The 20916-nt window shown below is 72.8% G+C and carries 22 protein-coding genes and 1 tRNA gene; 11 read left to right on the forward strand and 12 right to left on the reverse strand.

The features are described from left to right. Nucleotides 1–154: 154 nt before the first annotated feature. The 3 genes from ACFYZ4_RS23320 (at nucleotide 155) to ACFYZ4_RS23330 (ending at nucleotide 2201) form a co-directional block, all read left to right on the forward strand. Nucleotides 155–1324: a helix-turn-helix domain-containing protein gene (locus ACFYZ4_RS23320; protein ID WP_030718170.1), complete on the forward strand. Its 1170-nt coding sequence runs from the start codon at nucleotides 155–157 to the stop codon at nucleotides 1322–1324. Between the two features lie 106 nt (nucleotides 1325–1430). Then, nucleotides 1431–2033, forward strand: a complete 603-nt coding sequence (gene orn / locus ACFYZ4_RS23325; RefSeq protein ID WP_351299227.1) for an oligoribonuclease — start codon at nucleotides 1431–1433, stop codon at nucleotides 2031–2033. A 95-nt stretch (nucleotides 2034–2128) separates the two neighbouring features. After that, a tRNA-His gene (locus ACFYZ4_RS23330) sits at nucleotides 2129–2201 on the forward strand. Nucleotides 2202–2282: 81 nt separating this feature from the next. Here ACFYZ4_RS23330 and ACFYZ4_RS23335 read toward each other — a convergent pair. Further along, nucleotides 2283–3308, reverse strand: a complete 1026-nt coding sequence (locus ACFYZ4_RS23335; protein WP_351304862.1) for a LacI family DNA-binding transcriptional regulator — start codon at nucleotides 3306–3308, stop codon at nucleotides 2283–2285. Nucleotides 3309–3449: 141 nt separating this feature from the next. On the opposite strand from ACFYZ4_RS23335, the gene ACFYZ4_RS23340 reads away from it, so the two are divergent. From ACFYZ4_RS23340 to ACFYZ4_RS23355, 4 genes are read left to right on the forward strand one after another with little or no spacing between them, the layout of a single operon-like run. Next, nucleotides 3450–4748, forward strand: a complete 1299-nt coding sequence (locus tag ACFYZ4_RS23340; protein ID WP_390784731.1) for an ABC transporter substrate-binding protein — start codon at nucleotides 3450–3452, stop codon at nucleotides 4746–4748. A 7-nt stretch (nucleotides 4749–4755) separates the two neighbouring features. Then, on the forward strand, nucleotides 4756–5751 hold the full coding sequence (locus tag ACFYZ4_RS23345) for a carbohydrate ABC transporter permease (RefSeq protein ID WP_390784732.1): 996 nt from the start codon (nucleotides 4756–4758) through the stop codon (nucleotides 5749–5751). Continuing rightward, nucleotides 5748–6572, forward strand: a complete 825-nt coding sequence (locus tag ACFYZ4_RS23350; protein WP_351292745.1) for a carbohydrate ABC transporter permease — start codon at nucleotides 5748–5750, stop codon at nucleotides 6570–6572. The genes ACFYZ4_RS23345 and ACFYZ4_RS23350 overlap by 4 nt, the downstream gene beginning before the upstream one ends. Continuing rightward, a complete protein-coding gene (locus ACFYZ4_RS23355) occupies nucleotides 6569–7903 on the forward strand; it encodes a GH1 family beta-glucosidase (RefSeq protein ID WP_390784733.1) in 1335 nt (444 codons plus the stop codon). The genes ACFYZ4_RS23350 and ACFYZ4_RS23355 overlap by 4 nt, the downstream gene beginning before the upstream one ends. A gap of 21 nt (nucleotides 7904–7924) precedes the next feature. Here the strand turns inward: ACFYZ4_RS23355 and ACFYZ4_RS23360 are convergent, their stop codons facing one another. Continuing rightward, complete coding sequence (locus ACFYZ4_RS23360; protein WP_390784734.1) at nucleotides 7925–8740, reverse strand: SDR family oxidoreductase; 816 nt, start codon at nucleotides 8738–8740, stop codon at nucleotides 7925–7927. Between the two features lie 81 nt (nucleotides 8741–8821). Here ACFYZ4_RS23360 and ACFYZ4_RS23365 point away from each other — a divergent pair, with 81 nt between their 5' ends. Beyond that, nucleotides 8822–9400, forward strand: coding sequence for a TetR/AcrR family transcriptional regulator (locus ACFYZ4_RS23365; protein WP_390784735.1), 579 nt, complete (start codon nucleotides 8822–8824; stop codon nucleotides 9398–9400). Nucleotides 9401–9418: 18 nt separating this feature from the next. On the opposite strand, the gene ACFYZ4_RS23370 is transcribed toward ACFYZ4_RS23365, so the two are convergent. Then, entirely contained in the window at nucleotides 9419–10258 is an 840-nt protein-coding gene (locus tag ACFYZ4_RS23370; RefSeq protein WP_390784736.1) for an NAD(P)H-binding protein, read from the reverse strand. Between the two features lie 109 nt (nucleotides 10259–10367). Here ACFYZ4_RS23370 and ACFYZ4_RS23375 point away from each other — a divergent pair, with 109 nt between their 5' ends. Next, nucleotides 10368–10871 (forward strand): MarR family winged helix-turn-helix transcriptional regulator, encoded by a 504-nt coding sequence (locus tag ACFYZ4_RS23375; protein WP_390784737.1) that lies wholly within the window; start codon nucleotides 10368–10370, stop codon nucleotides 10869–10871. Nucleotides 10872–11624: 753 nt separating this feature from the next. Here the strand turns inward: ACFYZ4_RS23375 and ACFYZ4_RS23380 are convergent. The 4 genes from ACFYZ4_RS23380 to ACFYZ4_RS23395 form a co-directional block, all read right to left on the reverse strand. Then, nucleotides 11625–11924 (reverse strand): DUF3303 family protein, encoded by a 300-nt coding sequence (locus ACFYZ4_RS23380; RefSeq protein WP_351292759.1) that lies wholly within the window; start codon nucleotides 11922–11924, stop codon nucleotides 11625–11627. Nucleotides 11925–12042: 118 nt separating this feature from the next. Next, on the reverse strand, nucleotides 12043–12714 hold the full coding sequence (locus ACFYZ4_RS23385) for an NADPH-dependent F420 reductase (RefSeq protein ID WP_390784738.1): 672 nt from the start codon (nucleotides 12712–12714) through the stop codon (nucleotides 12043–12045). Nucleotides 12715–12787: 73 nt separating this feature from the next. Continuing rightward, a complete protein-coding gene (locus ACFYZ4_RS23390) occupies nucleotides 12788–14185 on the reverse strand; it encodes a HAMP domain-containing sensor histidine kinase (protein ID WP_351292763.1) in 1398 nt (465 codons plus the stop codon). A gap of 7 nt (nucleotides 14186–14192) precedes the next feature. After that, nucleotides 14193–14882, reverse strand: coding sequence for a response regulator transcription factor (locus ACFYZ4_RS23395; protein ID WP_351292765.1), 690 nt, complete (start codon nucleotides 14880–14882; stop codon nucleotides 14193–14195). Between the two features lie 79 nt (nucleotides 14883–14961). Between ACFYZ4_RS23395 and ACFYZ4_RS23400 the strand changes: the two genes are divergently transcribed. Beyond that, the gene (locus tag ACFYZ4_RS23400; protein WP_351292767.1) at nucleotides 14962–15516 is read left to right on the forward strand and encodes a hypothetical protein; all 555 of its coding nucleotides are present in this window, start codon (nucleotides 14962–14964) and stop codon (nucleotides 15514–15516) included. Nucleotides 15517–15541: 25 nt separating this feature from the next. On the opposite strand, the gene ACFYZ4_RS23405 is transcribed toward ACFYZ4_RS23400, so the two are convergent. From ACFYZ4_RS23405 to ACFYZ4_RS23415, 3 genes are all read right to left on the reverse strand, one after another. Continuing rightward, nucleotides 15542–16186, reverse strand: coding sequence for a class I SAM-dependent methyltransferase (locus ACFYZ4_RS23405; protein WP_351292769.1), 645 nt, complete (start codon nucleotides 16184–16186; stop codon nucleotides 15542–15544). 176 nt (nucleotides 16187–16362) lie between these two features. Continuing rightward, nucleotides 16363–17241: a fused MFS/spermidine synthase gene (locus ACFYZ4_RS23410; RefSeq protein WP_351292771.1), complete on the reverse strand. Its 879-nt coding sequence runs from the start codon at nucleotides 17239–17241 to the stop codon at nucleotides 16363–16365. Nucleotides 17242–17275: 34 nt separating this feature from the next. Continuing rightward, entirely contained in the window at nucleotides 17276–17677 is a 402-nt protein-coding gene (locus ACFYZ4_RS23415; RefSeq protein ID WP_351292773.1) for a hypothetical protein, read from the reverse strand. Between the two features lie 241 nt (nucleotides 17678–17918). On the opposite strand from ACFYZ4_RS23415, the gene ACFYZ4_RS23420 reads away from it, so the two are divergent. After that, a complete protein-coding gene (locus ACFYZ4_RS23420) occupies nucleotides 17919–19238 on the forward strand; it encodes a tetratricopeptide repeat protein (protein ID WP_351292775.1) in 1320 nt (439 codons plus the stop codon). 10 nt (nucleotides 19239–19248) lie between these two features. Here the strand turns inward: ACFYZ4_RS23420 and ACFYZ4_RS23425 are convergent, their stop codons facing one another. Both ACFYZ4_RS23425 and ACFYZ4_RS23430 read right to left on the reverse strand, forming a co-directional pair. Beyond that, nucleotides 19249–19590, reverse strand: coding sequence for a VOC family protein (locus ACFYZ4_RS23425; protein WP_351292777.1), 342 nt, complete (start codon nucleotides 19588–19590; stop codon nucleotides 19249–19251). Between the two features lie 598 nt (nucleotides 19591–20188). After that, entirely contained in the window at nucleotides 20189–20785 is a 597-nt protein-coding gene (locus ACFYZ4_RS23430) for a histidine phosphatase family protein (protein ID WP_351303367.1), read from the reverse strand. Nucleotides 20786–20916 lie beyond the last annotated feature (131 nt).

A 20916-nucleotide genomic window follows, 5' to 3' on the forward strand; every position in this document is an offset into this window, starting at 1 on the left:
ATAGCGCTGCGTGCTGAACTTGTCACGCCGACACCACGGGACGCAGTAGATTCGATCATGTATTTACGGCGGGGGATCCACGTGCAAGGCCGAGGGGAAACGTGCAGGTGCGACCAGACCAAGGAGTCGCGACACCCAAGGGGGGCTTAGCGCCATGAGCCAGGATTCCACCGCCGTCGTCACAGACGCCGGCCGGAAGCTCGCGGGGCGTCGCCGCAGGGAGATCGTCGCGGTGCTGCTCTTCAGCGGCGGACCGATCTTCGAGAGCTCCATTCCACTTTCCGTGTTCGGCATTGACCGGCAGGACGCGGGAGTTCCACGCTATCGACTGCTCGTGTGCGCCGGTGAGGACGGTCCGCTCAGGACCACCGGCGGGCTCGAACTGACCGCGCCATACGGGTTGGAGGCGATCGCCCGGGCAGGCACGGTCGTCGTTCCCGCCTGGCGCTCCATCACTTCACCGCCGCCTCCCGAGGCGCTGGACGCACTGCGTCTGGCGCACGAGGAGGGGGCCCGGATCGTCGGACTGTGCACGGGAGCCTTCGTGCTCGCCGCCGCCGGTCTGCTGGACGGCCGGCCCGCGACGACGCACTGGATGTACGCGCCGACGCTGGCCAAGCGGTACCCGTCCGTCCATGTCGATCCGCGCGAACTGTTCGTCGACGACGGCGACGTGCTCACGTCCGCGGGCACCGCGGCCGGAATCGACCTGTGCCTGCACATCGTGCGCACGGACCACGGCAGCGAGGCGGCCGGGGCCCTGGCCCGCAGGCTCGTCGTGCCGCCGCGCCGCACGGGCGGACAGGAGCGCTATCTCGACCGGTCGCTGCCGGAGGAGATCGGCGCCGACCCGCTGGCCGAGGTCGTCGCCTGGGCGCTGGAGCACCTCCACGAGCAGTTCGACGTGGAGACCCTGGCGGCCCGCGCCTACATGAGCAGGCGCACCTTCGACCGCCGGTTCCGCTCGCTCACCGGCAGTGCGCCGCTGCAGTGGCTGATCACCCAGCGGGTGCTCCAGGCACAGCGGCTGCTGGAGACCTCCGACTACTCGGTCGACGAGGTCGCCGGACGCTGCGGGTTCCGCTCGCCGGTCGCCCTGCGGGGGCACTTCCGGCGGCAGCTGGGATCCTCCCCGGCCGCCTACCGCTCCGCCTACCGGGCACGCCGGCCGCAGGCCGACGTCGCGCAGGTGGCCGAGATCTCGGGGCCGGTTCCGCACCAGCGCACTCCGCAGCCCCACCGGGCGGCGGCGGCCCTGGCCGCGGCGGGCCCGACGGTGACGGAGCTCTACGCCCCGGGCCGGGTCCTGCGGGAACACGCGTAACCCCACCACGGGTACGACGAACGGAAGGTCCCCCATCGGTCACCGCCGATGGGGGACCTTCCGCATATGCGGTCCGCTCCGCAGGTGACCGCATAAGGTGGGACACATGAACGATCGCATGGTGTGGATCGACTGCGAGATGACCGGGCTCTCGTTGACGGACGACGCACTTATCGAGGTGGCCGCACTGGTCACCGACTCGGAGCTCAACGTGCTCGGCGAAGGCGTGGACATCGTGATCCGCCCGCCGGACGCTTCCCTGGAGACCATGCCCGACGTGGTGCGCGAGATGCACACCGCCTCGGGGCTGCTCGACGAACTGGCCGGCGGGACCACCCTCGCGGATGCCGAGGCACAGGTCCTGGCGTACGTGCGCGAGCACGTGAAGGAGCCCCGCAAGGCGCCGCTCTGCGGGAACTCGGTCGGCACCGACCGCGGTTTCCTGCTGCGCGACATGGCCGCGCTGGAGAGCTACCTGCACTACCGGATCGTGGACGTGTCCTCGGTCAAGGAGCTGGCGCGCCGCTGGTACCCGCGGGCGTACTTCAACAGCCCGCCGAAGAACGGCAACCACCGGGCGCTGGCGGACATCAAGGACTCCATCACCGAGCTGCGCTACTACCGGGAGGCGGTCTTCGTTCCGCAGCCCGGACCCGACTCGGACACCGCCCGGACCATCGCCGCCAAGCACGCCGCGCCAGGCGCGTAGCACCTCCCGGAGGGGGGCGCGGGAAAGGGTGGAGCGAGCACCCTCCCCGACCCTGTACCCTTTTCTTCGGCCGGTCGGTTTTCCGACCGGACATGGTGGGTGTAGCTCAGTTGGTAGAGCACCTGGTTGTGGTCCAGGTGGCCGCGGGTTCAAGTCCCGTCACTCACCCTGCGGGAAGGCCCCGATCGCGAAGGCGATCGGGGCCTTCTGCATTCCGGGGTCTTCTGCATTCCGGGGCCTTCTGTGTTCCTACGAGGACTCGCGGACCACCAGCCGGTTCGGCAGGACGACGGACGCCCCGGCCGTCTCCCCGGCGATCCTCGCCAGCAGCACCCGCGCCATGGTGCGGCCCATCTCCTCGATCGGCTGCCGGACGCTGGTCAGCGGCGGGTCCATGTGCCGGGCCACCACCGAGTCGTCGAAACCGACCAGGGCCACGTCCTGCGGTGTCCGGCGGCCGGCCGCGCGCAGCTCCCGCAGGGCGCCCGCCGCCATGACGTCCGAGGCGGCGAAGACCGCGTCGAGCCCGGGGCGCCGTTCCAGCAGCTCGCGCATGGCCCGGCGGCCGCCGTCCTCGGTGAAGTCGCCGACCGCGATCAGCGGCTCCTCGACGGGGCGTCCGGCGGCGGCCAGGGCCTGCCGGTAGCCGTCGAGGCGGCACTGGGCCCCGTACACGTCCAGCGGTCCGGTGATCGTGGCGACCGTGCGGCGGCCCCGCGCGAGGAGGTGGCGTACGGCCTCGGCCGCGCCCGCCAGGTTGTCGGAGTCCACGCTGGGGAGGGTCTCGGCGGCGGAGCGGCGGCCGCTGATCACCGTCGGGATGCCCAGCTCGGCCAGCAGCTCCGGCAGCGGGTCCCCGGCGTGGACGGAGACGAGCAGTACGCCGTCCACGCGGTGCCCGGACAGGTACTGGGCGAGGCGGCGGCGCTCGCGGTCGCTGCCCGCCAGGGTCAGGACGAGCTGGACCTCCGTCTCGGCGAGGGCGGCGCCGACCCCGCGGACCACTTCGGAGAAGTACGGCTCGGCAAAGAAACGTGCCTCGGGCTCGGGGATCACGAGCGCGATGGCGTCGTTGCGGTTGGCCGCCAGCGCCCGCGCGGCGCGGTTCGGCACGTACCCGAGCTCCGCCACCGCGGCCTCGACGGCGGCCCGGGTATGCTCGCTGACCTTGGGGGATCCGTTGATCACCCGGGAGACCGTGCCGCGCCCTACCCTGGCGCGCGCCGCGACCTCCTCCAGCGTGGGCCGTCCCCCGCTGCGCCCGTGCCCGTTCATGGCTTCCTCCCGGTGGTGAATCTACCTCTTGACGACTGTGGGAGCGCTCCCACACTGTGTCACAGAACACCCGGCACGTTCCGTCCTTCAGGGAGGATGCACATGCGAGCCCAAGCCCGAGTGCGAAGAAACCTCGTCACGATGGTCACCACGGTGGGAGCGGCCGCCCTGCTGCTCGCGGGGTGCGCGCAGGACCCGGCCGAGAAGCCCGACACCGGCGCTCCGGCCGACGGCAAGGGGAAGACCACGCTCACCGTCGGGGTCTTCGGGGCCTTCGGCCTCAAGGAGGCCGGGCTCTACGACGACTACATGGCGCAGAATCCCGGGATCCGGATCGAGCAGACCTCCATCGAGCGCAACGAGAACTACTACCCCCAGCTCCTCACCCACCTGGGCACGGGCAGCGGGCTCGCGGACATCCAGGCCGTCGAGGTCAACAACATCGCCGAGATCACCGCCACCCAGGCCGACAAGCTCGTCGACCTCGGCAAGGCGCCGGGCGTCGACAAGGCCGCGTACCTGCCGTGGAAGTGGGCGCAGGGCACGGCGAGCGCGGCGAAGGGCGGGGCCACGGTCGGCCTCGGCACCGACATAGGCCCGCAGGGCATCTGCTACCGCAAGGACCTCTTCGAGGCGGCCGGGCTGCCCACGGACCGGGCCGCGGTCGGAGCGCTGTGGGCGGGCGACTGGAACAAGTACCTGGAGACGGGCCGGGCGTACAAGGCGAAGGCCGGCGACGGGAAGGCCTTCGTGGACTCGGCGTCGGGCGTGATGGCGGCGGTGACCGGAAGCAGCGCCCAGCGGTTCTACGACGAGCAGGGCAAGGTCGTCTACAAGACCAACCCGGCGGTGCGCGGGGCCTTCGACCTGGCGGCCTCCTTCGCCACCGACGGGCTGAGCGCCAAGCTCCAGCAGTTCACCCCGGGCTGGGACCAGGGCTTCGCGAACGGCTCGTTCGCGACGGTCTCCTGCCCGGCCTGGATGCTCGGCTACATCCAGGACAAGGCGGGCCCGGCGGGCAAGGACAAGTGGGACGTGGCGCAGGCGCCGAAGCCCAGCAACTGGGGCGGTTCCTTCCTCGTGGTGCCGAAGGCGGGCAAGCACGCCCAGGAGGCGGCGAAGCTGGCGGCCTGGCTGACGGCCCCGGAGCAGCAGGCGAAGCTCTTCGAGAAGCGGGGCAGCTTCCCGAGCGCGAGCGCCGCGTACAGGCTGCCGTCGGTGTCGGGCGCGCAGCACGCGTACTTCGGCGGCGCCCCGATCGGCGAGATCTTCGCGAAGGCGGCGGAGGGGGTGCCGGTGACGGTGGTCGGTCCGAAGGACCTGGTGATCTCGCAGAACCTGGCGGACATCGGCATGCTCCAGGTCGACCAGAAGGGCCGTTCGCCGCAGGAGGGCTGGGAGGCCGCCGTGAAGGCGATCGACAACGCCCTGGACCAGTGAGGCGCCGGTGACGGACGAGACCGCTGTCCTGTCCCCCTCCGCCGTCGGCCCGAAGCGGCCGACGGCGGAGGGGGGCGGCCGGGGCCGGCCCGGCCAGGTGTGGCGCTCCCGCCGCTACCGCTGGGACCTGCGCTTCAGCCCCTACGCCTTCGTGGCGCCCTTCTTCCTCTTCTTCGCCGCCTTCGGGCTGTTCCCGCTGCTCTACACGGGCTGGGCGGCGTTGCACCAGGTGGAGCTGACCGATCCGGACAGCATGACGTGGGTGGGGCTGAAGAACTTCACCCGATTGTGGGACGACGAGTTCTTCTGGAACGCGCTGCGCAACACCTTCACCATCGGGCTGCTGTCCACGGTTCCGCAGCTGGCGATCGCGCTCGGCCTGGCCCATCTGCTCAACTACAAGCTGCGCGGCTCCGCCTTCTTCCGGGTCGCGCTGCTCACCCCGTACGCGACCTCGGTGGCGGCCGCGACCCTCGTCTTCGTGCTGCTCTTCGGGCGGGACTACGGGATGGTCAACTGGGTGCTCTCGTCCGTCGGTTTCGGGGCGGTCGACTGGCAGAACGGCACCTTCGCCTCGCAGTTGGCGGTGTCCACCATCGTGATCTGGCGGTGGACCGGCTACAACGCGCTGATCTACCTGGCCGCCATGCAGGCCGTGCCGGGCGAGCTGTACGAGTCCGCCGCACTGGACGGGGCCTCGCGCTGGCAGCAGTTCCGGCACGTCACGGTGCCCTCGCTGCGCCCGACGATCTTCTTCACCTGTGTCGTGTCGACGATCGGGGCGACACAGCTGTTCGGGGAGCCGCTGCTGTTCAACGGCGGCGGGGCCGCGACGGGCGGTTCGGACCACCAGTTCCAGACGCTCGGCCTGTACCTGTACGAGCAGGGCTGGGTGAACCTGCACCTCGGCCGGGCCTCGGCGATCGCGTGGGCGATGTTCCTGATCCTGCTGCTGATCGCCGGGGTGGCGCGGCTGCTGCGCGGACGGAAGGACTCCCGATGAGATCACTGCGCGCGGGCCGGCTCACGTACCTGGTGCTCGGCCTGTTCACGGTCGGCTCGCTCTTCCCGCTCGTGTGGACGGCGATCGCGGCCTCCCGGAACAGCACGCGGCTGGCGCAGACCCCGCCGCCGTTCTGGTTCGGCGGGAACCTGGGGCGCAACCTCCAGGTGGCCTGGACCGACGCCAACATGGGCACCGCGCTGCTGAACACGGTGATCGTGGCGGGCACGGTCACCGCGGGCACCGTGCTCTTCTCCACCCTGGCGGGCTTCGCCTTCGCCAAACTGCGCTTCCGCGGCCGCCGGACGCTGATGACGCTGGTGGTCGGGACGATGCTGATCCCGCCGCAGCTGAGCGTGGTGCCGCTCTACATGCTGATCGCGAAGCTGTCGTGGACCGACCAGCTCCAGGCGGTGATCCTGCCGACCCTGGTGGGCGCCTTCGGGGTGTTCTTCATGCGCCAGTACCTGGTGCACGCGCTGCCGATCGAACTGGTGGAGGCGGCGCGTACCGACGGGGCGAGTTCCCTGCGGGTCATCTGGCACGTGGTGTTCCCGGCGGCCCGGCCGGCGATGGCGGTGCTGGGGATGCTGACCTTCGTCATGGCCTGGAACGACTTCTTCTGGCCGATCGTCGCCCTGACCCAGAACGGCAGCCCGACGGTCCAGGTGGCCCTCACCGGACTCGGCAGGGGTTACATACCGGACCAGTCGGTCATCATGGCGGGCGCGCTGCTGGGCACGCTCCCGCTGCTGCTGGTGTTCATCGTCTTCGGCCGCCAGATCGTCGGCGGCATCATGCAGGGAGCGGTCAAGGGATGACGGACATGCGATTCCCCGAGGGGTTCCTCTGGGGCACGGCGACGGCCGCCTTCCAGATCGAGGGCGGGTCCGCCTCGCGCGGGCCCTCGATCTGGGACACCTTCTGTGCCACGCCGGGGAAGGTGTACGGCGGGCACACGGGCGACGTGGCCGCCGACCACCTGCGGCTGTGGCGCGAGGACGTCCGCCTGATGGCCGGACTCGGGCTCGGGGCGTACCGGTTCTCGGTGTCCTGGCCGCGCGTGCTGGCCGGCGGGATCGGCTTCTACGACGCGCTCGTCGACGAGCTGCTCTCCCACGGGATCACCCCCTGCGTCACCCTCTACCACTGGGACCTGCCACAGGAGCTGGAGGCCGCGGGGGGCTGGCCCGAACGGGAGACGGCCTACGCCTTCGCCTCGTACGCGGCCCAGGTCGCGGAGGTACTGGCCGACCGGGTGGAGCTCTGGACCACGCTCAACGAGCCCTGGTGCAGCGCCTTCCTCGGCTACGCCTCCGGGGTGCACGCCCCGGGCCGCACCTCCCCCTCCGACTCGCTGCGCGCCGCCCACCACCTGAACCTGGCCCACGGCCTGGCCGCCGCCGCGCTGCCCGCCCGGTCCCGGGTCGGCATCGCCCTCAACCCCAGCGCGGTGCGGCCGCTGACCCCCTCGGCGGCCGACGCGGACGCCGCGCGCCGTATCGACGCCCTCGCCAACCGGATCTTCACCGGGCCGCTGCTGCACGGTGCCTATCCGCAGGACCTGCTGGCGGACACCGCCGCGGTGACCGACTGGTCCTTCGTCCGCGCCGGCGACGAGGCGCTGATCCACCAGCCGCTGGACTTCCTCGGCGTGAACTACTACACCCCGGCGGTGGTGTCGGCGTCCCCCGGCGGGGACGGCCCGCGCACCGACGGCCACGGCGGTACGGCCCACTCCCCCTGGCCCGCGGCGGACACGGTGGCCTTCCACCAACCGCCGGGCGAGCGGACCGACATGGGCTGGTCGATCGACCCGAGCGGCTTGTACGACCTGCTGATGCGCTTCACCCGCGAGGCGCCCGGGCTGCCGCTGCTGGTCACCGAGAACGGCGCGGCCTACGCCGCGGACGTGCACGATCCGCTCCGCATCGCCTACCTGGAGGCCCATCTCGCCACCATCCACCGCGCCTTGGCGGACGGCGCCCCCGTCGAGGGCTACTTCCTGTGGTCGCTGCTGGACAACTTCGAATGGTCCTACGGCTACAGCAAGCGCTTCGGCATCGTGCACGTGGACTACGAGACCCAGGCCCGCACCCCGCGCTCCAGCGCCCACTGGTACGCCCGCCTGGCCCGCGAGGGCGCCTTCTGACGGTCGGCCGAGGGGCACCGGTCAGCGGAAGGCCGGGGCGGAGCGGGCCGCCCAGTCGGCGAAGGGGCGGGGAGCCCGGCCGAGGATCCGCTCGACGTCCGGGCTCGGTATCAGCTCGGCGGGCAGCGGTTCGCCGAGGATCCCCAGGGTGCCCTCCACGACCGGCTCGGGCATGAAGGTCAGCATCTGGGCGCGGGCCTCCTCCCGGGTCTGCTCGACGAACCGAACGGGCTCGCCCAGGGCCGCGGCCATCGCCTCGGCCCTTTCCCTCGGGGTCACCAGGGCGGGCCCGTTGAGCTCGTAGGTCCGGCCCGTGTGGCCGGGCTCGCGCAGGACCGCGGCGGCGACCTCGGCGACATCCGCCGGGTCGATGGTCGGGAGCCCGACGTCGCCGAACGGCGCGGCGGCCGTGCGTCGCGTACGGATCGTCTCGGCCCAGGCGAAGGCGTTGGAGTTCAGGCCGCCCGAGCGCAGGATCGTCCACTCCAGGCCGCTCCGGCGGACGGCCTCCTCGAACCGCGCGGGGTGGCGGTAGACCTCCGGGCGTGTCCCGACGCCCTGGGACGAGACCAGGACGACCCGGCGCACCCCGGCCGCCCCGGCCCGTTCGAGGATGCCCTGCGGATCCTCGCCGGCGACGAGCAGGAACAACGCGTCGGCCCCGTCCAGCGCGGGGCTCAGGCTCTCCGGCTTGGCGAGGTCGCCCTGGTGGTGGCGGACCCCGTCGGGCATCAGCGCCGGCCGCCGGGAGACGGCGGTCACCTGCTCACCGCTCTCGGCGAGGATCCGCACGAGTTCCCGTCCGACGTTCCCGGTCGCACCCGTCACTACGATCATGGCGATCCCCCATGTGAGTTAGTTGACTGACTTAGTTACGACCATAGCCCCCTCTCCGGCCACTCGTCTAGAGTTAGTCAGGTGACTGACTCAAAGAAGGCCTCGCGGGCGTCCGGCAAGCGCGAGCGGCTGGCGTCCGCCGCGGCCCAGGTGCTCCACACGCAGGGCATCGCCCAGACCACGCTGGCGGACATCGCGCAGGCGGCCGAGGTCCCGGTGGGCAACGTCTACTACTACTTCAAGACCAAGGACCAGCTCGTCGAGGCCGCGATCGACGCGCACGCCCAGACCCTGCGGGGGCTGATCTCCGCCCTCGACGAACTCCCCACCCCCCAGGACCGCCTGAAGGCCCTGCTGAACGGCTGGGTCGAACAGCGCGAGCTCACCGCCCAGTACGGCTGCCCCACCGGCACCCTCGCCTCGGAACTCGACAAGCGCGCCGACGGACTGGACCGGTCGATCGCCGCCGTCATGCAGGCCCTGCTCGACTGGGCCGAGCGGCAGTTCCGGGAGATGGGCCGCGCCGACGCCCGCGAACTCGCGGTCGCCCTGATCGCCGCCTACCAGGGCATCTCGCTGCTCACCAACACCTTCCGGGACCCGGACCTCATGACCACCGAGGCCCGCCGCCTGGAGCGCTGGATCGACTCCCTCACCTGAGGTCATACGCCGCCGCGCTCAGGCCGCGAAGGCGTCGACGTGGTCCCGCACCCAGGTCTCGAAGGTGCGCGCCGGGTGGCCGGTGAGGCGCTCGACGCTGTCGGTGATCTCGACCGGGAGGCCGTCCGAGGAGGCCCAGAAGTCGAGCAGGGCGTCGGCGTAGGGGCCGGGTATGTATCCCTCGACCTCGGACTTCCACCGCTCGGCGGAGACGGCTTCGAAGGGTATGGACCGTCCGAGCACATCGCCGGCTATCGCGAGCTGGGTCGCGAACGTCAGCGACTGCGGGCCGGTCAGGGTGTAGGCGCGGCCGGCGAGGCCGGGATCGGCGAGGACGGCGAACGCCGCCTCGGCCAGGTCGGCCTCGTGGACGGGATCGCAGTAGGCGCCGGGGTAGGGCAGGTGCACCGGACGGCCGGACCTCACCGACCAGGCCCAGCCCTGGGCATTGCTCGCGAACGAACCCGGGCGCAGCAGGGTGGTGCGCAGCGGGGAGGCGGACAGGGCCTGTTCGACGGCGAGATGGGACGCGGACAACGGGCTGCCGGCGGCGTCGGGGGCGAGCACCGAGGAAGAGGACAGGAGCACGACGTGCTCGACCCCCGCGATGACGGCCTCCTTGACGAAGGCGTCGATGCCGGAGGCCTCCGCGTAGAGGAAGACGGAGCGGACACCCGCGAGGGCGCCGGGGAACGTCGACGGATCGGTGAGATCGCAGTGGACCGCGTCGGGAGTGCCCCGCTCGCGGGAGCCGAGGCGGTACGGGACGCCGTGGGCGTCGAGGAGGGCGCGGAGACCGCGGGCGACGGCGCCGCGGCCGCCGGTGACGAGAATCGGCATGGCCGGCATGGCTGACATGGCTGACTGGCTCCTCATCTGGAGTTGGGGATAGAATCCACATGTGACGCAGATTCTGTGCGACACATTCTCTGCGTCACACAGTTAAATTTGAAGCACGGAGGAGCCGATGTCAACCGATCCCACTCGTACGAGTGGTGCGGAGTGGAGCCGCGCCGAGCTGCTCGCGCGCATCGTCACCGAGAGCCAGCGGCACTACGCCGACTACTCCCTCTTCAACCAGGCCATGGCGGACCACGTCGGCCTCCACCCCACCGACATGCAGTGCGTCGCCCTCCTCGACATGGAGCCCGAACCCGTCAGCACCGGCGACATCGCCCGCCTCACCGGCCTGACCTCCGGTTCCGCCACCCGCCTCGTCGACCGCATGGTCAAGGCGGGCGTCGTCGAGCGGCACGCCGACCCGAACGACCGCCGCCGCTCCCTCGTCTCCCTCTCGCCCGCGGCCCGCGAGCGGATCGGCGCCGCATGGGACACCCCCGGCCGTGCCTTCGGCGCCGTCCTGGACAGCTACTCCGACACCGAGCTCGCCGTCATCGCCGACTACCTGCACCGCGCCGCCGAGGTCGGCCGGGAGCAGGCCAAGCGGCTCAACGCGGGGGAAACCGGCTGACGGTCTTCCGAGGGGTCCGTTCCGCCGCTACGGTCCCGCTCGACGGGCAACGGCGTGCGCCGTCCTCTGCGCCCTCGTCGCGGCCGTCCTCAGATCGGCCCGCCGGCCAGGGCCCGTTGGGCGCGGCTGGCCGGCGCGGACTAGAAGCTGCTCGGGTCCGCCCTGTCCTTCGACACCACCCTCGACGAGGTCGGATTCATGGTCGGCCCCGCGCGTCGCGGCCCCGGGCGCGCGGGCCGGCGTACGGCTGTGGTCGCCCGGGCTGACCCTGCTGTTCGCGCTGGCGGTGCTCACCCTGCCGCTGCCGGCGGTGTCCGGCCTGTGGGGAGCGGCCTTCGCCGTCGCGGGCATCGGACTGGCCGTCGCGCCCCACCTGATCGCGCTGTTCGGGCTGATGGAACGGGCCGGTCCGGCGGAGCGGATGGCCGAGGCCATGACCGTGGTCGGCAGTGGCCTGATCCTCGGCCAGGCGCCGGCCGCGGCGGCCGCGGGGCCGGTTGCCTCCGGCGGGTCGGCAGAGGCGGGGGCCGGTTGTGCCGGGGCCGGGCGCGCGCCGGGGTGTCTCCTCGGGCGCCGAACGTGTCGAGGGGTCGGAGAGCGGAGCCATGTTGTGTTCGGCGCCCTGCGGGGATCGCCCCGACACACACCCGTCCCCGCCCCAACCGGCCGGCAGCGGGCAGGATCCCGGGGCGTCCTGCGGGGATCGTCCCGGCGCACGCCCGGCTCCGGCCCGACCGGCGGGCAGCGACCCCGTCAGGGCGAGGACTGCATCGCCGCCAGACCCTTCGCCAGGTCCTCGGCGTTCATGACGGGGGCCACCTCCAGCTCGGCGTTGAACTGCAGGAACATGTCCTCCATCAGCGCCGGCATCCGCGAGCTGTCGTCCAGGTCGAAGACGATCCAGCAGGAGCGGACGCCCTCGTGCAGACCGAAGTAGGCCGCCTCCGGCTTCACCGTGTCCATCAGCTTCCTGACCGCCTGGGGCAGCGAGCCGGTCTTGACGCCCTCGTTGGTGGCGGCCGTGTCAAAGTGCGCCCTGAGCATGACTCTCATGCGTGGCTCCTTCCCTCACGCCCACCCTCGGCGCGGCCCGGGGGCGCGGCAACATATGCGCCCCCGTCCGTGCGGGCCCGCCTGACGGTTCCGCAGCCGCCAGTCGGTTCCGCGGCCGTCAGCCGGAAGACGCCCCCTGGACGTGGAAGTTGAAGTCCGTGTGCCCGAGGGCGCCCATCAGCCGGAGCCAGACGGGCAGCAGCATCTCGGCGCCCCGCGCCGTCTCGATCCCGCCCAGGTCGAGGATGCTCCGCTCCGGCCAGCCGAAGGAGCGGAGCAGCTCCCGTACGGCCTTCTTCGCGTCCGCGTCCTCACCCGACAGGAAGACGTGGTGCTCGCCGGCGACCCGGCCCGGATCGACCATGACCAGGCAGTTCATCGTGTTCAGCGTCTTGACCACCCGCAGCCCCGGGAAGGTGCGCTGGATCAGTTCGCCCAGGCTGTCGGTGTCCACCGGGTCCAGGCGCGGCGGGAAGCCCCGCGAGAAGTCCAGCGGGTTCGCGACGTCGATCAGGACCTTGCCGTCCAGGTGCGCGGCGTCCGCCTCCGTCAGCGCGGCGATGCTGACCTGCCCGCCGGTGGCGTTGACCAGGGTGTCGCCGTCCCGCGCGGCCTCCGCGAAGCCGGCGAGCCGCACCCCGGGCTGCCCCGCCTGCCAGTCGGCGTACTCGGCGCGCCCGGCGGTCGCCGCGGGGTCCCGGGTGCCGATGACCACCTCGTGGCCCAGGGAGGCGAGCCGGGCGGCCAGGGTGCGGCCGACGATCCCGGTTCCGAGGACTGCGTAGCGCATGCCTGATTCCCCTCCTCGAAGAAGACCTCCACCGCGTTCACGGGACCGTACCGAGGCGGGCACGGGCCGACCGCTAGGCGCGCCCCCGGTTACGTCGGTTGCCGCGCCGGCCACGGCCCGCCCGCCCGCCGCCTGGACCGCCGAGGGTCCGGCCGTCCAGGCCGATCCACACCCGCACCTCGGTCCCGCCGAGCACCGAGCGCCCCAGCCGTACGTCGCCGCCCGTCGACTCCGCGACGCGGCGCACGATGTCCAGGCCCAGGCCGGTCGATCCGTCGCGGCCGCCGTCGTTGCCGCGGCGCAGGGCCGCCTCCGGGTCGGCGATGCCGGGTCCCGCGTCCGAGACGAGCACGATGACCGCGTCACCGGCGTCGTGGACGTCCACCGAGAAGGGCGTGCCCTCGGGGGTGTGCCGGAAGACGTTGCCGAGCATGGCGTCGAGGGCGGCGGCGAGCTCGGGCCGGGCCACGGGGATCCGTACCGTACGGTCCACCCCCGCGAGCCGTACCTCGCGGCCCTCGTCCTCCGCGAGCGCCGACCAGAAGTCCATCCGGTCGCGGATCACCTCGGAGGCGTCGCAGCCGGCGCCCGCCCCGGCCACCAGGCCGGTGGCCGGGCGCTGCTCCCGCGCCGTACGGATGATCGTGTCGACCTCGCGCTCCAGCTGCTCGACCGCGGCCCGGGTCTGCTCGGCGGCCGGGCCGTCCCCGAGCGAGGCCGTGTTGAGCCGCAGCACCGTCAGCGGCGTCCGCAGCCGGTGCGAGAGGTCGGCGGCCAGTTCCCGCTCATTGGCGAGGAGTTCCACCACCTGGTCCGCCATCGCGTTGAACGCGACGGCCGCCGAGCGGAGTTCCTTCGGCCCGTCCTCGGGGACCCGCGCCCCGAGCCGACCCTCGCCCAGCTGGTGCGCGGCGTCCGCGAGCCGCTCGGCCGGCCGTACCAGCCGGGCGCCGAGCCGGTCGGCGACCCCCACCGAGCCGACGATCAGCGCGAGCCCGACGCCCGCGAGGACCACCCAGGCCGTCGCGACGCCGTTGCTGACCTCGCTCTCCGGTACGAAGATCTCCACCACCGCGATGTCCCCGGAGCCGAGCGCGGTCGGCTGGAGCAGCGCGGAACCCCCGCCGGCCACCGAGGCGGTCGTCGCCCGCCCGATCCGCCGGGTCTCGGCGACGGCGTGCTCGCCCGCCCGGCCCCGGCCGATCTCCACCGGCGCGCTGTCGCCGATGGCGGGCACGTGGACGGCCATCCGCCGGGCGGCGCCCATCTGCGTGGACTCCACGGCCTTCTGCAGCTGGACCGGGTCGGTGGTGATGGACAGGGTCGGCCCGATGGTGGCGGCCTGCCGTTCGGCGTTGGAGAAGGCCCGGTCGCTGGCCATCTCCTGGACGACGAGCCCGAGCGGCACGGCGAAGGCCACGACCACCATGGCCGTGACCGCGAGGCACACCTTGACGAGCGCCCATCTCATCGCGGCATCACTGCGGCGGCTCCAGCTTGACGCCCACACCCCGCAGCGTGTGCAGGTAGCGCGGGCGGGCGGCGGTCTCGCCGAGTTTGCGGCGCAGCCAGGACAGGTGGACGTCGATGGTCTGGTCGTCCCCGTACGACTGCTGCCAGACCTCGGCGAGCAGTTCGCGCCGGGCCACGACCACTCCGGGCCGCCCTGCGAGGAAGGCCAGCAGGTCGAACTCCCGCCGGGTGAGGTCCAGTACGGTCCCGTCGAGCTCGGCCTGGCGGCGCAGCGGGTCGATGGCCAGCCCGCCGACGCGCAGGACGCGCGAGGGGGGTTCGGCCCCGGCGGCGGCCCGGGAGCGGCGCAGGACGGCGGCCATGCGGGCGGAGAGGTGCTCCACGGAGAACGGTTTGATCAGGTAGTCGTCGGCGCCGTCGTTGAGCAGCCGGACGATCTCCGCCTCGTCGTCGCGCGCCGTGGCGATGATCACGGGCACGTCGGTGATGCCGCGCAGCATCTTGAGCGCTTCCGACCCGTCCAGGTCGGGCAGTCCGAGGTCGAGGATGACCACGTCGAAGCGGTGGTGCGCGACCTCGCGCAGGGCCTCCAGGGCCGTGCCGACGCTCCGCACGGTGTGCGAGGCGTCGGTCAGGTGCCGGATGAGGGCGGAACGTACGAACTGGTCGTCCTCGACCACGAGCACACTTGCCATGGCCCGCACCGTAGTCCATTCGAGGGACCCGGCGGGGTGTCGGGCTGCTCTTGTGGCGGGTGGTGCAGTATGTGCCCTGATGCGACGAGGACTTCTTCATGCCATGGCGTGGACGCTTGCGACCGGGGCGGCGGTGACGCTGTCGTGGTGGGGCGTGCACAGCGTCATGTCGGGGACGGCCTACGATCCGCCGCTCGCGGTGCCGCTCACCACCCAGCCGCTGTCCTCCTCGACGCAGCGCGCGCAGCCGCCGGAGGCCCCGGCGCAGTCCGGGTCCGGTTCCGCGTCGCCGTCGCCCTCCGCCTCGCCGACCCCGGCCGCGCCGTCGTCCGCCGGGGCCTCCCCCGGCAAGCCGTCGCAGAAGCCCGCGGCCACCCCGTCCCCGTACGGGCAGGGGGCGGGGCAGGATCCGGGCAAGGTGAAGGCCTATCCGGTCTCCGGCGGCCGGGTCGTCTTCTCGCTGGGGGCGTCCTCCGCCGAGCTGGTCTCGGCGACGCCGGCGGCCGGCTGGCGGATGCAGGTGTGGAAGCAGGACTTCTGGATCCGGGTCACCTTCACCCGGGACGGCCGCGAGGTGTCGGTGTTCTGCACCTGGCACGACCACCCGCCGCTGGTGGAGATCGTCGACCCCTGAGCCGGGCCGTCCCGGGCGGGACGCCTCAGGCCGGGACCGTGCCCACCAGCACGAACTCGTTGTACGGGAACACCTTGCCCATCGGGCGGGGGAAGGGGAAGGAGTAGGTCCGCCGGACCGCTATCCCGGCCTTGGCGGCGTGGCTGCGCAGCTCCTCGAAGCCGACCCAGCGGATGTGGGTGGCGTCGGACCGGAAGCCGACCTCCTGCGGGGTGATCATGACGACCGAACCGCCCGGCTTGACCAGCGGAAGGTACTGCTCCAGCAGCGTCGCCGCCGTGCCCTCCTCCACGTGCTCCAGCACGTGCGCGACCAGCAGGCTGTCGAAGGACCCGGGACCGCAGTCCGCCGCGGCGGCCAGCCCGTCGGGGGTGTAGGCGTTCAGTCCGCGCTCGCGGCAGGTCTGCACCGAGTGCGGATTGTGGTCGACGCCGACGCTGTCCGGGCCGCAGTTGAGCAGGTTCCGCCCCAGCCCGCAGCCGATGTCGAGGACCCGGCCCAGCTGCAGTCGCTGCAGGTTCCAGCGGTACGGGGCCTGCGTGGGCAGCAGCCGCTTGATTCCGGACTGCTCGAGGCGCGCCAGCCGCTGGGTGTAGTCGGAGCCGGCGGTGCTCGGGGTACTCGGGGTGCCGGGGGTGGGGGCACCGGGGGTTGCGGGGAAATCAGACATTGCCTTGCCGTCTCCTGAACGCGTCGTAGGAGGGCAAGCCCTCCCAGGGGTTCACAGGCTACGCAGGGCGGCCGTCCGCCGGGAGTACTCCGGGGATCTTTGTATGTAACTGCACCATCCGCATGCGTCACCGGTCCGCCCCCGTGCGGGAGCCCCGCGCCGGGAGACCCGTGCGGCTAGCGGAAGACCGAGGGCGGCGGCTGCGGCGAGGCCACCGCGGAGGCGTCGGCGACCGGGGCCGCGCCGCCCGCGAAGTCCGCCAGCGCCCGGCCGTGCTCGACCCGGCCCGGGTGCGGGTCGCTCGCGACCCGGCGGGTGAATTCCGCGACGGGCAGTTCGCGGTCGGCCGCCACCAGGACGGCGTTGCCGAACCGTTTCCCCCGCCACACCACCGGGTCCGCGGCCAGCGCCAGCTCCGTGAACCGGGACGCGGCCGTCGCGATCTGGCTCCGCAGGTGGGTCAGCGGCGGACCGTCCGCGAGGTTGGCCACATACCACCCGGTGGGCGCGAGGGCACGCCGTACGTCGTCCAGGAACTCGGTGCTCGTCAGGTGCGCCGGGGTGCGCGCCCCGCTGAACACGTCCGCGATCACCAGGTCCGCCCAGCCGTCCGGGACCTTCGCGAGGCCCGCCCGGGCGTCCACCGCCCGGACCCGGACCCGCGCCTGCGGGTCCAGCGGCAGGTGTTCCCGTACGAAGGCCACCAGCGCGGCGTCGATCTCCACGATCTGCTGGGTGGAGCGGGGGCGGGAGGCGGCCGTGTAGCGGGCGAGGGTGAAGGCGCCGCCGCCCAGGTGCACCACGTTCAGCGGCTGGCGGGCGGGCGCGACGAGGTCGATGAGGTGGCCGATCCGCCGCTGGTAGGCGAAGTCCAGGTACGTGGGATCGTCCAGGGCCACGTGCGACTGCGGGGCCCCGTCGATCAGCAGGGTCCACGCCCCGGCGCGCTCGCGGTCCGGCTCCAGCTCCGCCCGGCCACCGTCCACCTGCCCGGTGACCGCCTCGGCGGTGCCGCGACCGCGCTGCCTGCCCTTGTTCCTGTCCTTGCCTGCCACCACCCCATTGTGCCGGGCGGCCGTCGGGGAGGGATCAGCGGCAGTTGTCCGCGGCCTCGATCAGCCGGGCCGCCTCGCCGAGCGCCGCGCGCAGCACCTCGGGGTCGGTGACCGGCCCGACGGCCTCCGGCGGGAGCAGCCAGCCCGTGACGCCCGCGGCGGGCGAGGCGGCGTCGCCGAAGCGCATCCCGCGCCCGTTGGTCTGCGTACAGGCACTGCCCGGCAGGTCCCACGCGTCGGCGGTGCCGGGCGGTACGAGGAAGCCGAGGGTGTCGCCGGATCCGTCGTGCAGGACGGGTCCGACCCCGCCGGCCTGGCTGGCGGCGCGGCGGATGATGTCCACCGCCTCCAGACCCTGCCGCGTGGGCACGGTCACCAGATCCAGGTCCGTGGCCGCGCCGGGCTCGGGCGCGGTGTTCGTTCCAGTGCTCTCCATGCCGCCCTCCACCAAGGGAACCCCTCCTCGATCCGTATCCGCATGGGTTCAACGCACGGGAACGTCAACGGGTGCGGCGGCAAGACGCTGCAAAGGATGGCAGTTCATGGCGGATCGCGGGTGAGATATCCGTTTTGTAGCCAAACATCGCTTGAACACCCTGTCACTGGCGGTACGTTCATGCGCGCCGGACCCACGTCACAGCACCGGTGTTGGATTCCTCGCCAGAGAGGTCACGTCCATGGCGGCGTCCCCCCACTCACCCAACTCCACGTTCCGCCGGCTGCGCGGTCAGCACTCCCCGGCCGAGTTCGCGGCCCTGGTGCGCCGGGCGGCGAAGGAGATCGGAGAAACGGTTTCCTGCGACGCGCGCTACATCGGCCGGGTCGAGTCCGGCGAGATCCGCTGCCCCAACTACGCGTACGAGCGGGTCTTCCTCCATATGTTCCCCGGCCGCACCCTGGCCGACCTGGGGTTCTCCCCCCGCGAGAGCGTCCGTGGCCGCTCGGGCCGGCGCGACCCCTCCCCCGTCCTCATCCACCGTTCCCCTTCCAGTGCCAAGGAGAGCGACGTGCTGCGTCGCGCGTTCATGGCGGGCGGCTCCGCGACCGTGGCGGCCGCGACGCTCAGCCTCACCCTGCTCGGCGACACCCGCCGGCTCCCCTCCCGCGCCGGCGAGTCCGAGGCGGCCGCCGTCGAGGACGCCGTACGCCAGATCCGCCTGCTGGACGACCGGCACGGGGCCGACGCCCTGTACCGCAGGGCCGCCGAGCCCCTGCGCACGGCCTACGCCCTCCTCGACGCGGGCGCCACCCGGCAGTCCACCGAGGACCGGCTGCACGCGGGCGCCGGCGAACTGGCCGTCTCGGTCGGCTGGCTGGCCCACGACTCGGGCCGCTTCGACGACGCCCGCTCGCACTACGCGGAGGCCCTGGCCACGGCCCGGGTCGCCCGGGACGCGGGCCTGGAGGCGCACGCCTTCAGCAACATGGCGTTCCTGGCCCGGGACTGCGGACGCTCCCGCGAGGCCGTACGGGCGGCCCAGGCGGGCCGCCGGGCCGCGCGCGCCCTCGGTTCCCCGCGGCTGTTGTCGCTGCTCGCCCTGCGGGAGGCCGGCGGCTGGGCGGGGCTGGCCGACCGCAAGGCCTGCGAGGAGGCGCTGACCCGGGCCCACACGGAGTTCTCCCGGGGCGAGGCCGACGCCGACCCCGAGTGGATGTCCTTCTTCGGCGAGGCGGAGCTGGAATCCCTGGAGGCGCGGTGCTGGTCGGCGCTCGGGGAACACGCCCGCGCGGCCCGGCACGCCCGCCGCGCCGCCGACCTCCAGGACCCGCACTTCGCCCGGAACGTCGCCCTCTACACCGCCGAGCTGGCCGGGGACCTGGCCCGCGCGGGCGCCCCCGACGAGGCCGCCTGGGCGGGCGGCCGGGTGCTGGACCTGCTGGCCGAGGTGCAGTCCACGCGGGTCCGGTCGATGCTCTCGGAAACGGCGGGCACCCTCGTCCCCCACCAGCGGTCGCCCCGGGTGGGCGCGTTCCTGACCCGGCACGCGACGGTCTGACCCCGCCGGGTCAGCCGCCGAGGTACTCGTAGACCCCGCCGTCGGGGTGACGCACGACCGCACGGCGGCCGTTGGGTGTGGCGGCGGGGGCGGCGATCACCTCGCCCCCGGACGCGGCGCAGTGCGCGACGGCCGCGTCCAGGTCCGCCACGGAGAGGGTGGCGGCCACTCCCGCGAACCGCTCGGCGATCGCGTCGGGCCCGCTGAACAGCAGGAACGGGCCGACGCTCGCCAGGTCCAGGCCGGCGAACTCGAACCGGGTCGCCGGCTGGCCGGTGAGTCGTACGTAGAAATCCAGGGCCGGACCGAGATCGTCCACGCGCCGCCGCAGCACCACGGAGGTAATCGTCATACCCGTATCTTCCCAACTCCGTTGAGGGGGAAGCGATTTAGCACCGCCCGAACCCGCGCCTCAATCGCCGGCGGGGCTGAAGCGGTGCGGCAAGGCCGAATGACCGGGGCTCGGCCCCGAACCCCGCTCCTCAAACGCCGGAGGGGCTGAATTCGTGCGGCGGAGGCTGGTTTGGTGCAGTGGGGTCGGATGGTGCGGCTCAAAGATCGGGGCTCCGCCCCGGACCCCGCTCCTCAAGCGCCGGAGGGGCTGAATTTGTGCGGCCGAGGCTGAATGTGTGCGGCGAAGCCGAATGGTGCAGCCAGGCTGGAGTTGGTGCGGCAGGGCTGAAGGATCGGCGCAGCCGGGCCGGTTGGGCCGGGGTCGGGTGTGTGTCGGGGTGATCCCCGCAGGGCGTCGAACGCAACAAGCCTCCGCGCTCCGACCCCTCGACACGTTCGGCGTCCGAGGAGACACCCCGGCGCGCGCCCGGCCCCGGCCCAACCGGCCCCCACCTCTGCCGACCCGCCGGAGGCAACCGGCCCCCGCCCAAAGCCCGGCCCGAGCGGCGCAGCCAACCCGCGGCGCAGCCGACCACCCCGCCCGCCCCGAAGGGGCCCTACGCGTCGAGGTGGCCCGTGTCGTTCCAGCGTTCCAGTGCGGGGGCGCCGTAGGCCCAGCCGAGGACCGAGAGGGAGGTGGGCTCCAGGCGGATGCGGGCGCCGAAGGAGGCTTCGAAGCCGAGCCAGCGGGCGGCGAGCGTGCGCAGGATGTGGCCGTGGGCGAAGACCAGGACGTCGCGCTCCGCCGAGCGCGCCCACGCGACCACCTCGTCCGCGCGCGCCGCGACATCGGCGACGGACTCGCCGCCCGGAACCCCGTCGCGCCAGATCAGCCAGCCGGGCCGGATCGCCTGGATCTCGGCCGGGGTCATGCCCTCATAGTCCCCGTAGTCCCACTCCAGCAGGGCGTCCCACGGCTCCGCCCGGACACCGAAGCCCGCCAGCTCGCAGCTCTCGCTCGCGCGGACCAGCGGACTGGTGCGGACCTCGACGCCGGGCAGGTTCTTCCACGGCTCGCGGGCCAGCCGCTCGCCGAGCAGCTTCGCTCCCCGCTTGCCCTCCTCCAGCAGGGGCACGTCCGTGCGTCCCGTGTGCTTGCCGAGCTGGGACCACGCCGTCTGGCCGTGGCGGGCCAGCAGGATGCGGGGGGCCATGCGAATCTCCCGATCGGTGCGAGATTGTGCGTTTTTACGATGGTTTCCTGGCCCGTCCATCATCCATCACGCCCCCGGCCGGCTCTCCCACCGCCCCGTTTCCGCACTCCGCACACGATTGTCAGTGGCGG

This window comes from Streptomyces sp. NPDC001513 (genome assembly GCF_042894695.1).
In the GTDB taxonomy this organism is placed as follows: Bacteria; Actinomycetota; Actinomycetes; order Streptomycetales; family Streptomycetaceae; genus Streptomyces.

Coding starts and splice junctions, on each gene's coding strand:
- ACFYZ4_RS23320 (WP_030718170.1), top strand. CDS start 155: ATGAGCCAGGATTCCACCGCCGTCGTCACAGACGCCGGCCGGAAGCTC.
- orn (WP_351299227.1), top strand. CDS start 1,431: ATGAACGATCGCATGGTGTGGATCGACTGCGAGATGACCGGGCTCTCG.
- ACFYZ4_RS23335 (WP_351304862.1), bottom strand. CDS start 3,308: ATGAACGGGCACGGGCGCAGCGGGGGACGGCCCACGCTGGAGGAGGTC.
- ACFYZ4_RS23340 (WP_390784731.1), top strand. CDS start 3,450: ATGGTCACCACGGTGGGAGCGGCCGCCCTGCTGCTCGCGGGGTGCGCG.
- ACFYZ4_RS23350 (WP_351292745.1), top strand. CDS start 5,748: ATGAGATCACTGCGCGCGGGCCGGCTCACGTACCTGGTGCTCGGCCTG.
- ACFYZ4_RS23355 (WP_390784733.1), top strand. CDS start 6,569: ATGACGGACATGCGATTCCCCGAGGGGTTCCTCTGGGGCACGGCGACG.
- ACFYZ4_RS23360 (WP_390784734.1), bottom strand. CDS start 8,740: ATGATCGTAGTGACGGGTGCGACCGGGAACGTCGGACGGGAACTCGTG.
- ACFYZ4_RS23370 (WP_390784736.1), bottom strand. CDS start 10,258: ATGTCAGCCATGCCGGCCATGCCGATTCTCGTCACCGGCGGCCGCGGC.
- ACFYZ4_RS23375 (WP_390784737.1), top strand. CDS start 10,368: ATGTCAACCGATCCCACTCGTACGAGTGGTGCGGAGTGGAGCCGCGCC.
- ACFYZ4_RS23380 (WP_351292759.1), bottom strand. CDS start 11,924: ATGAGAGTCATGCTCAGGGCGCACTTTGACACGGCCGCCACCAACGAG.
- ACFYZ4_RS23385 (WP_390784738.1), bottom strand. CDS start 12,714: ATGCGCTACGCAGTCCTCGGAACCGGGATCGTCGGCCGCACCCTGGCC.
- ACFYZ4_RS23390 (WP_351292763.1), bottom strand. CDS start 14,185: ATGAGATGGGCGCTCGTCAAGGTGTGCCTCGCGGTCACGGCCATGGTG.
- ACFYZ4_RS23395 (WP_351292765.1), bottom strand. CDS start 14,882: ATGGCAAGTGTGCTCGTGGTCGAGGACGACCAGTTCGTACGTTCCGCC.
- ACFYZ4_RS23400 (WP_351292767.1), top strand. CDS start 14,962: ATGCGACGAGGACTTCTTCATGCCATGGCGTGGACGCTTGCGACCGGG.
- ACFYZ4_RS23405 (WP_351292769.1), bottom strand. CDS start 16,186: ATGTCTGATTTCCCCGCAACCCCCGGTGCCCCCACCCCCGGCACCCCG.
- ACFYZ4_RS23415 (WP_351292773.1), bottom strand. CDS start 17,677: ATGGAGAGCACTGGAACGAACACCGCGCCCGAGCCCGGCGCGGCCACG.
- ACFYZ4_RS23420 (WP_351292775.1), top strand. CDS start 17,919: ATGGCGGCGTCCCCCCACTCACCCAACTCCACGTTCCGCCGGCTGCGC.
- ACFYZ4_RS23425 (WP_351292777.1), bottom strand. CDS start 19,590: ATGACGATTACCTCCGTGGTGCTGCGGCGGCGCGTGGACGATCTCGGT.
- ACFYZ4_RS23430 (WP_351303367.1), bottom strand. CDS start 20,785: ATGGCCCCCCGCATCCTGCTGGCCCGCCACGGCCAGACGGCGTGGTCC.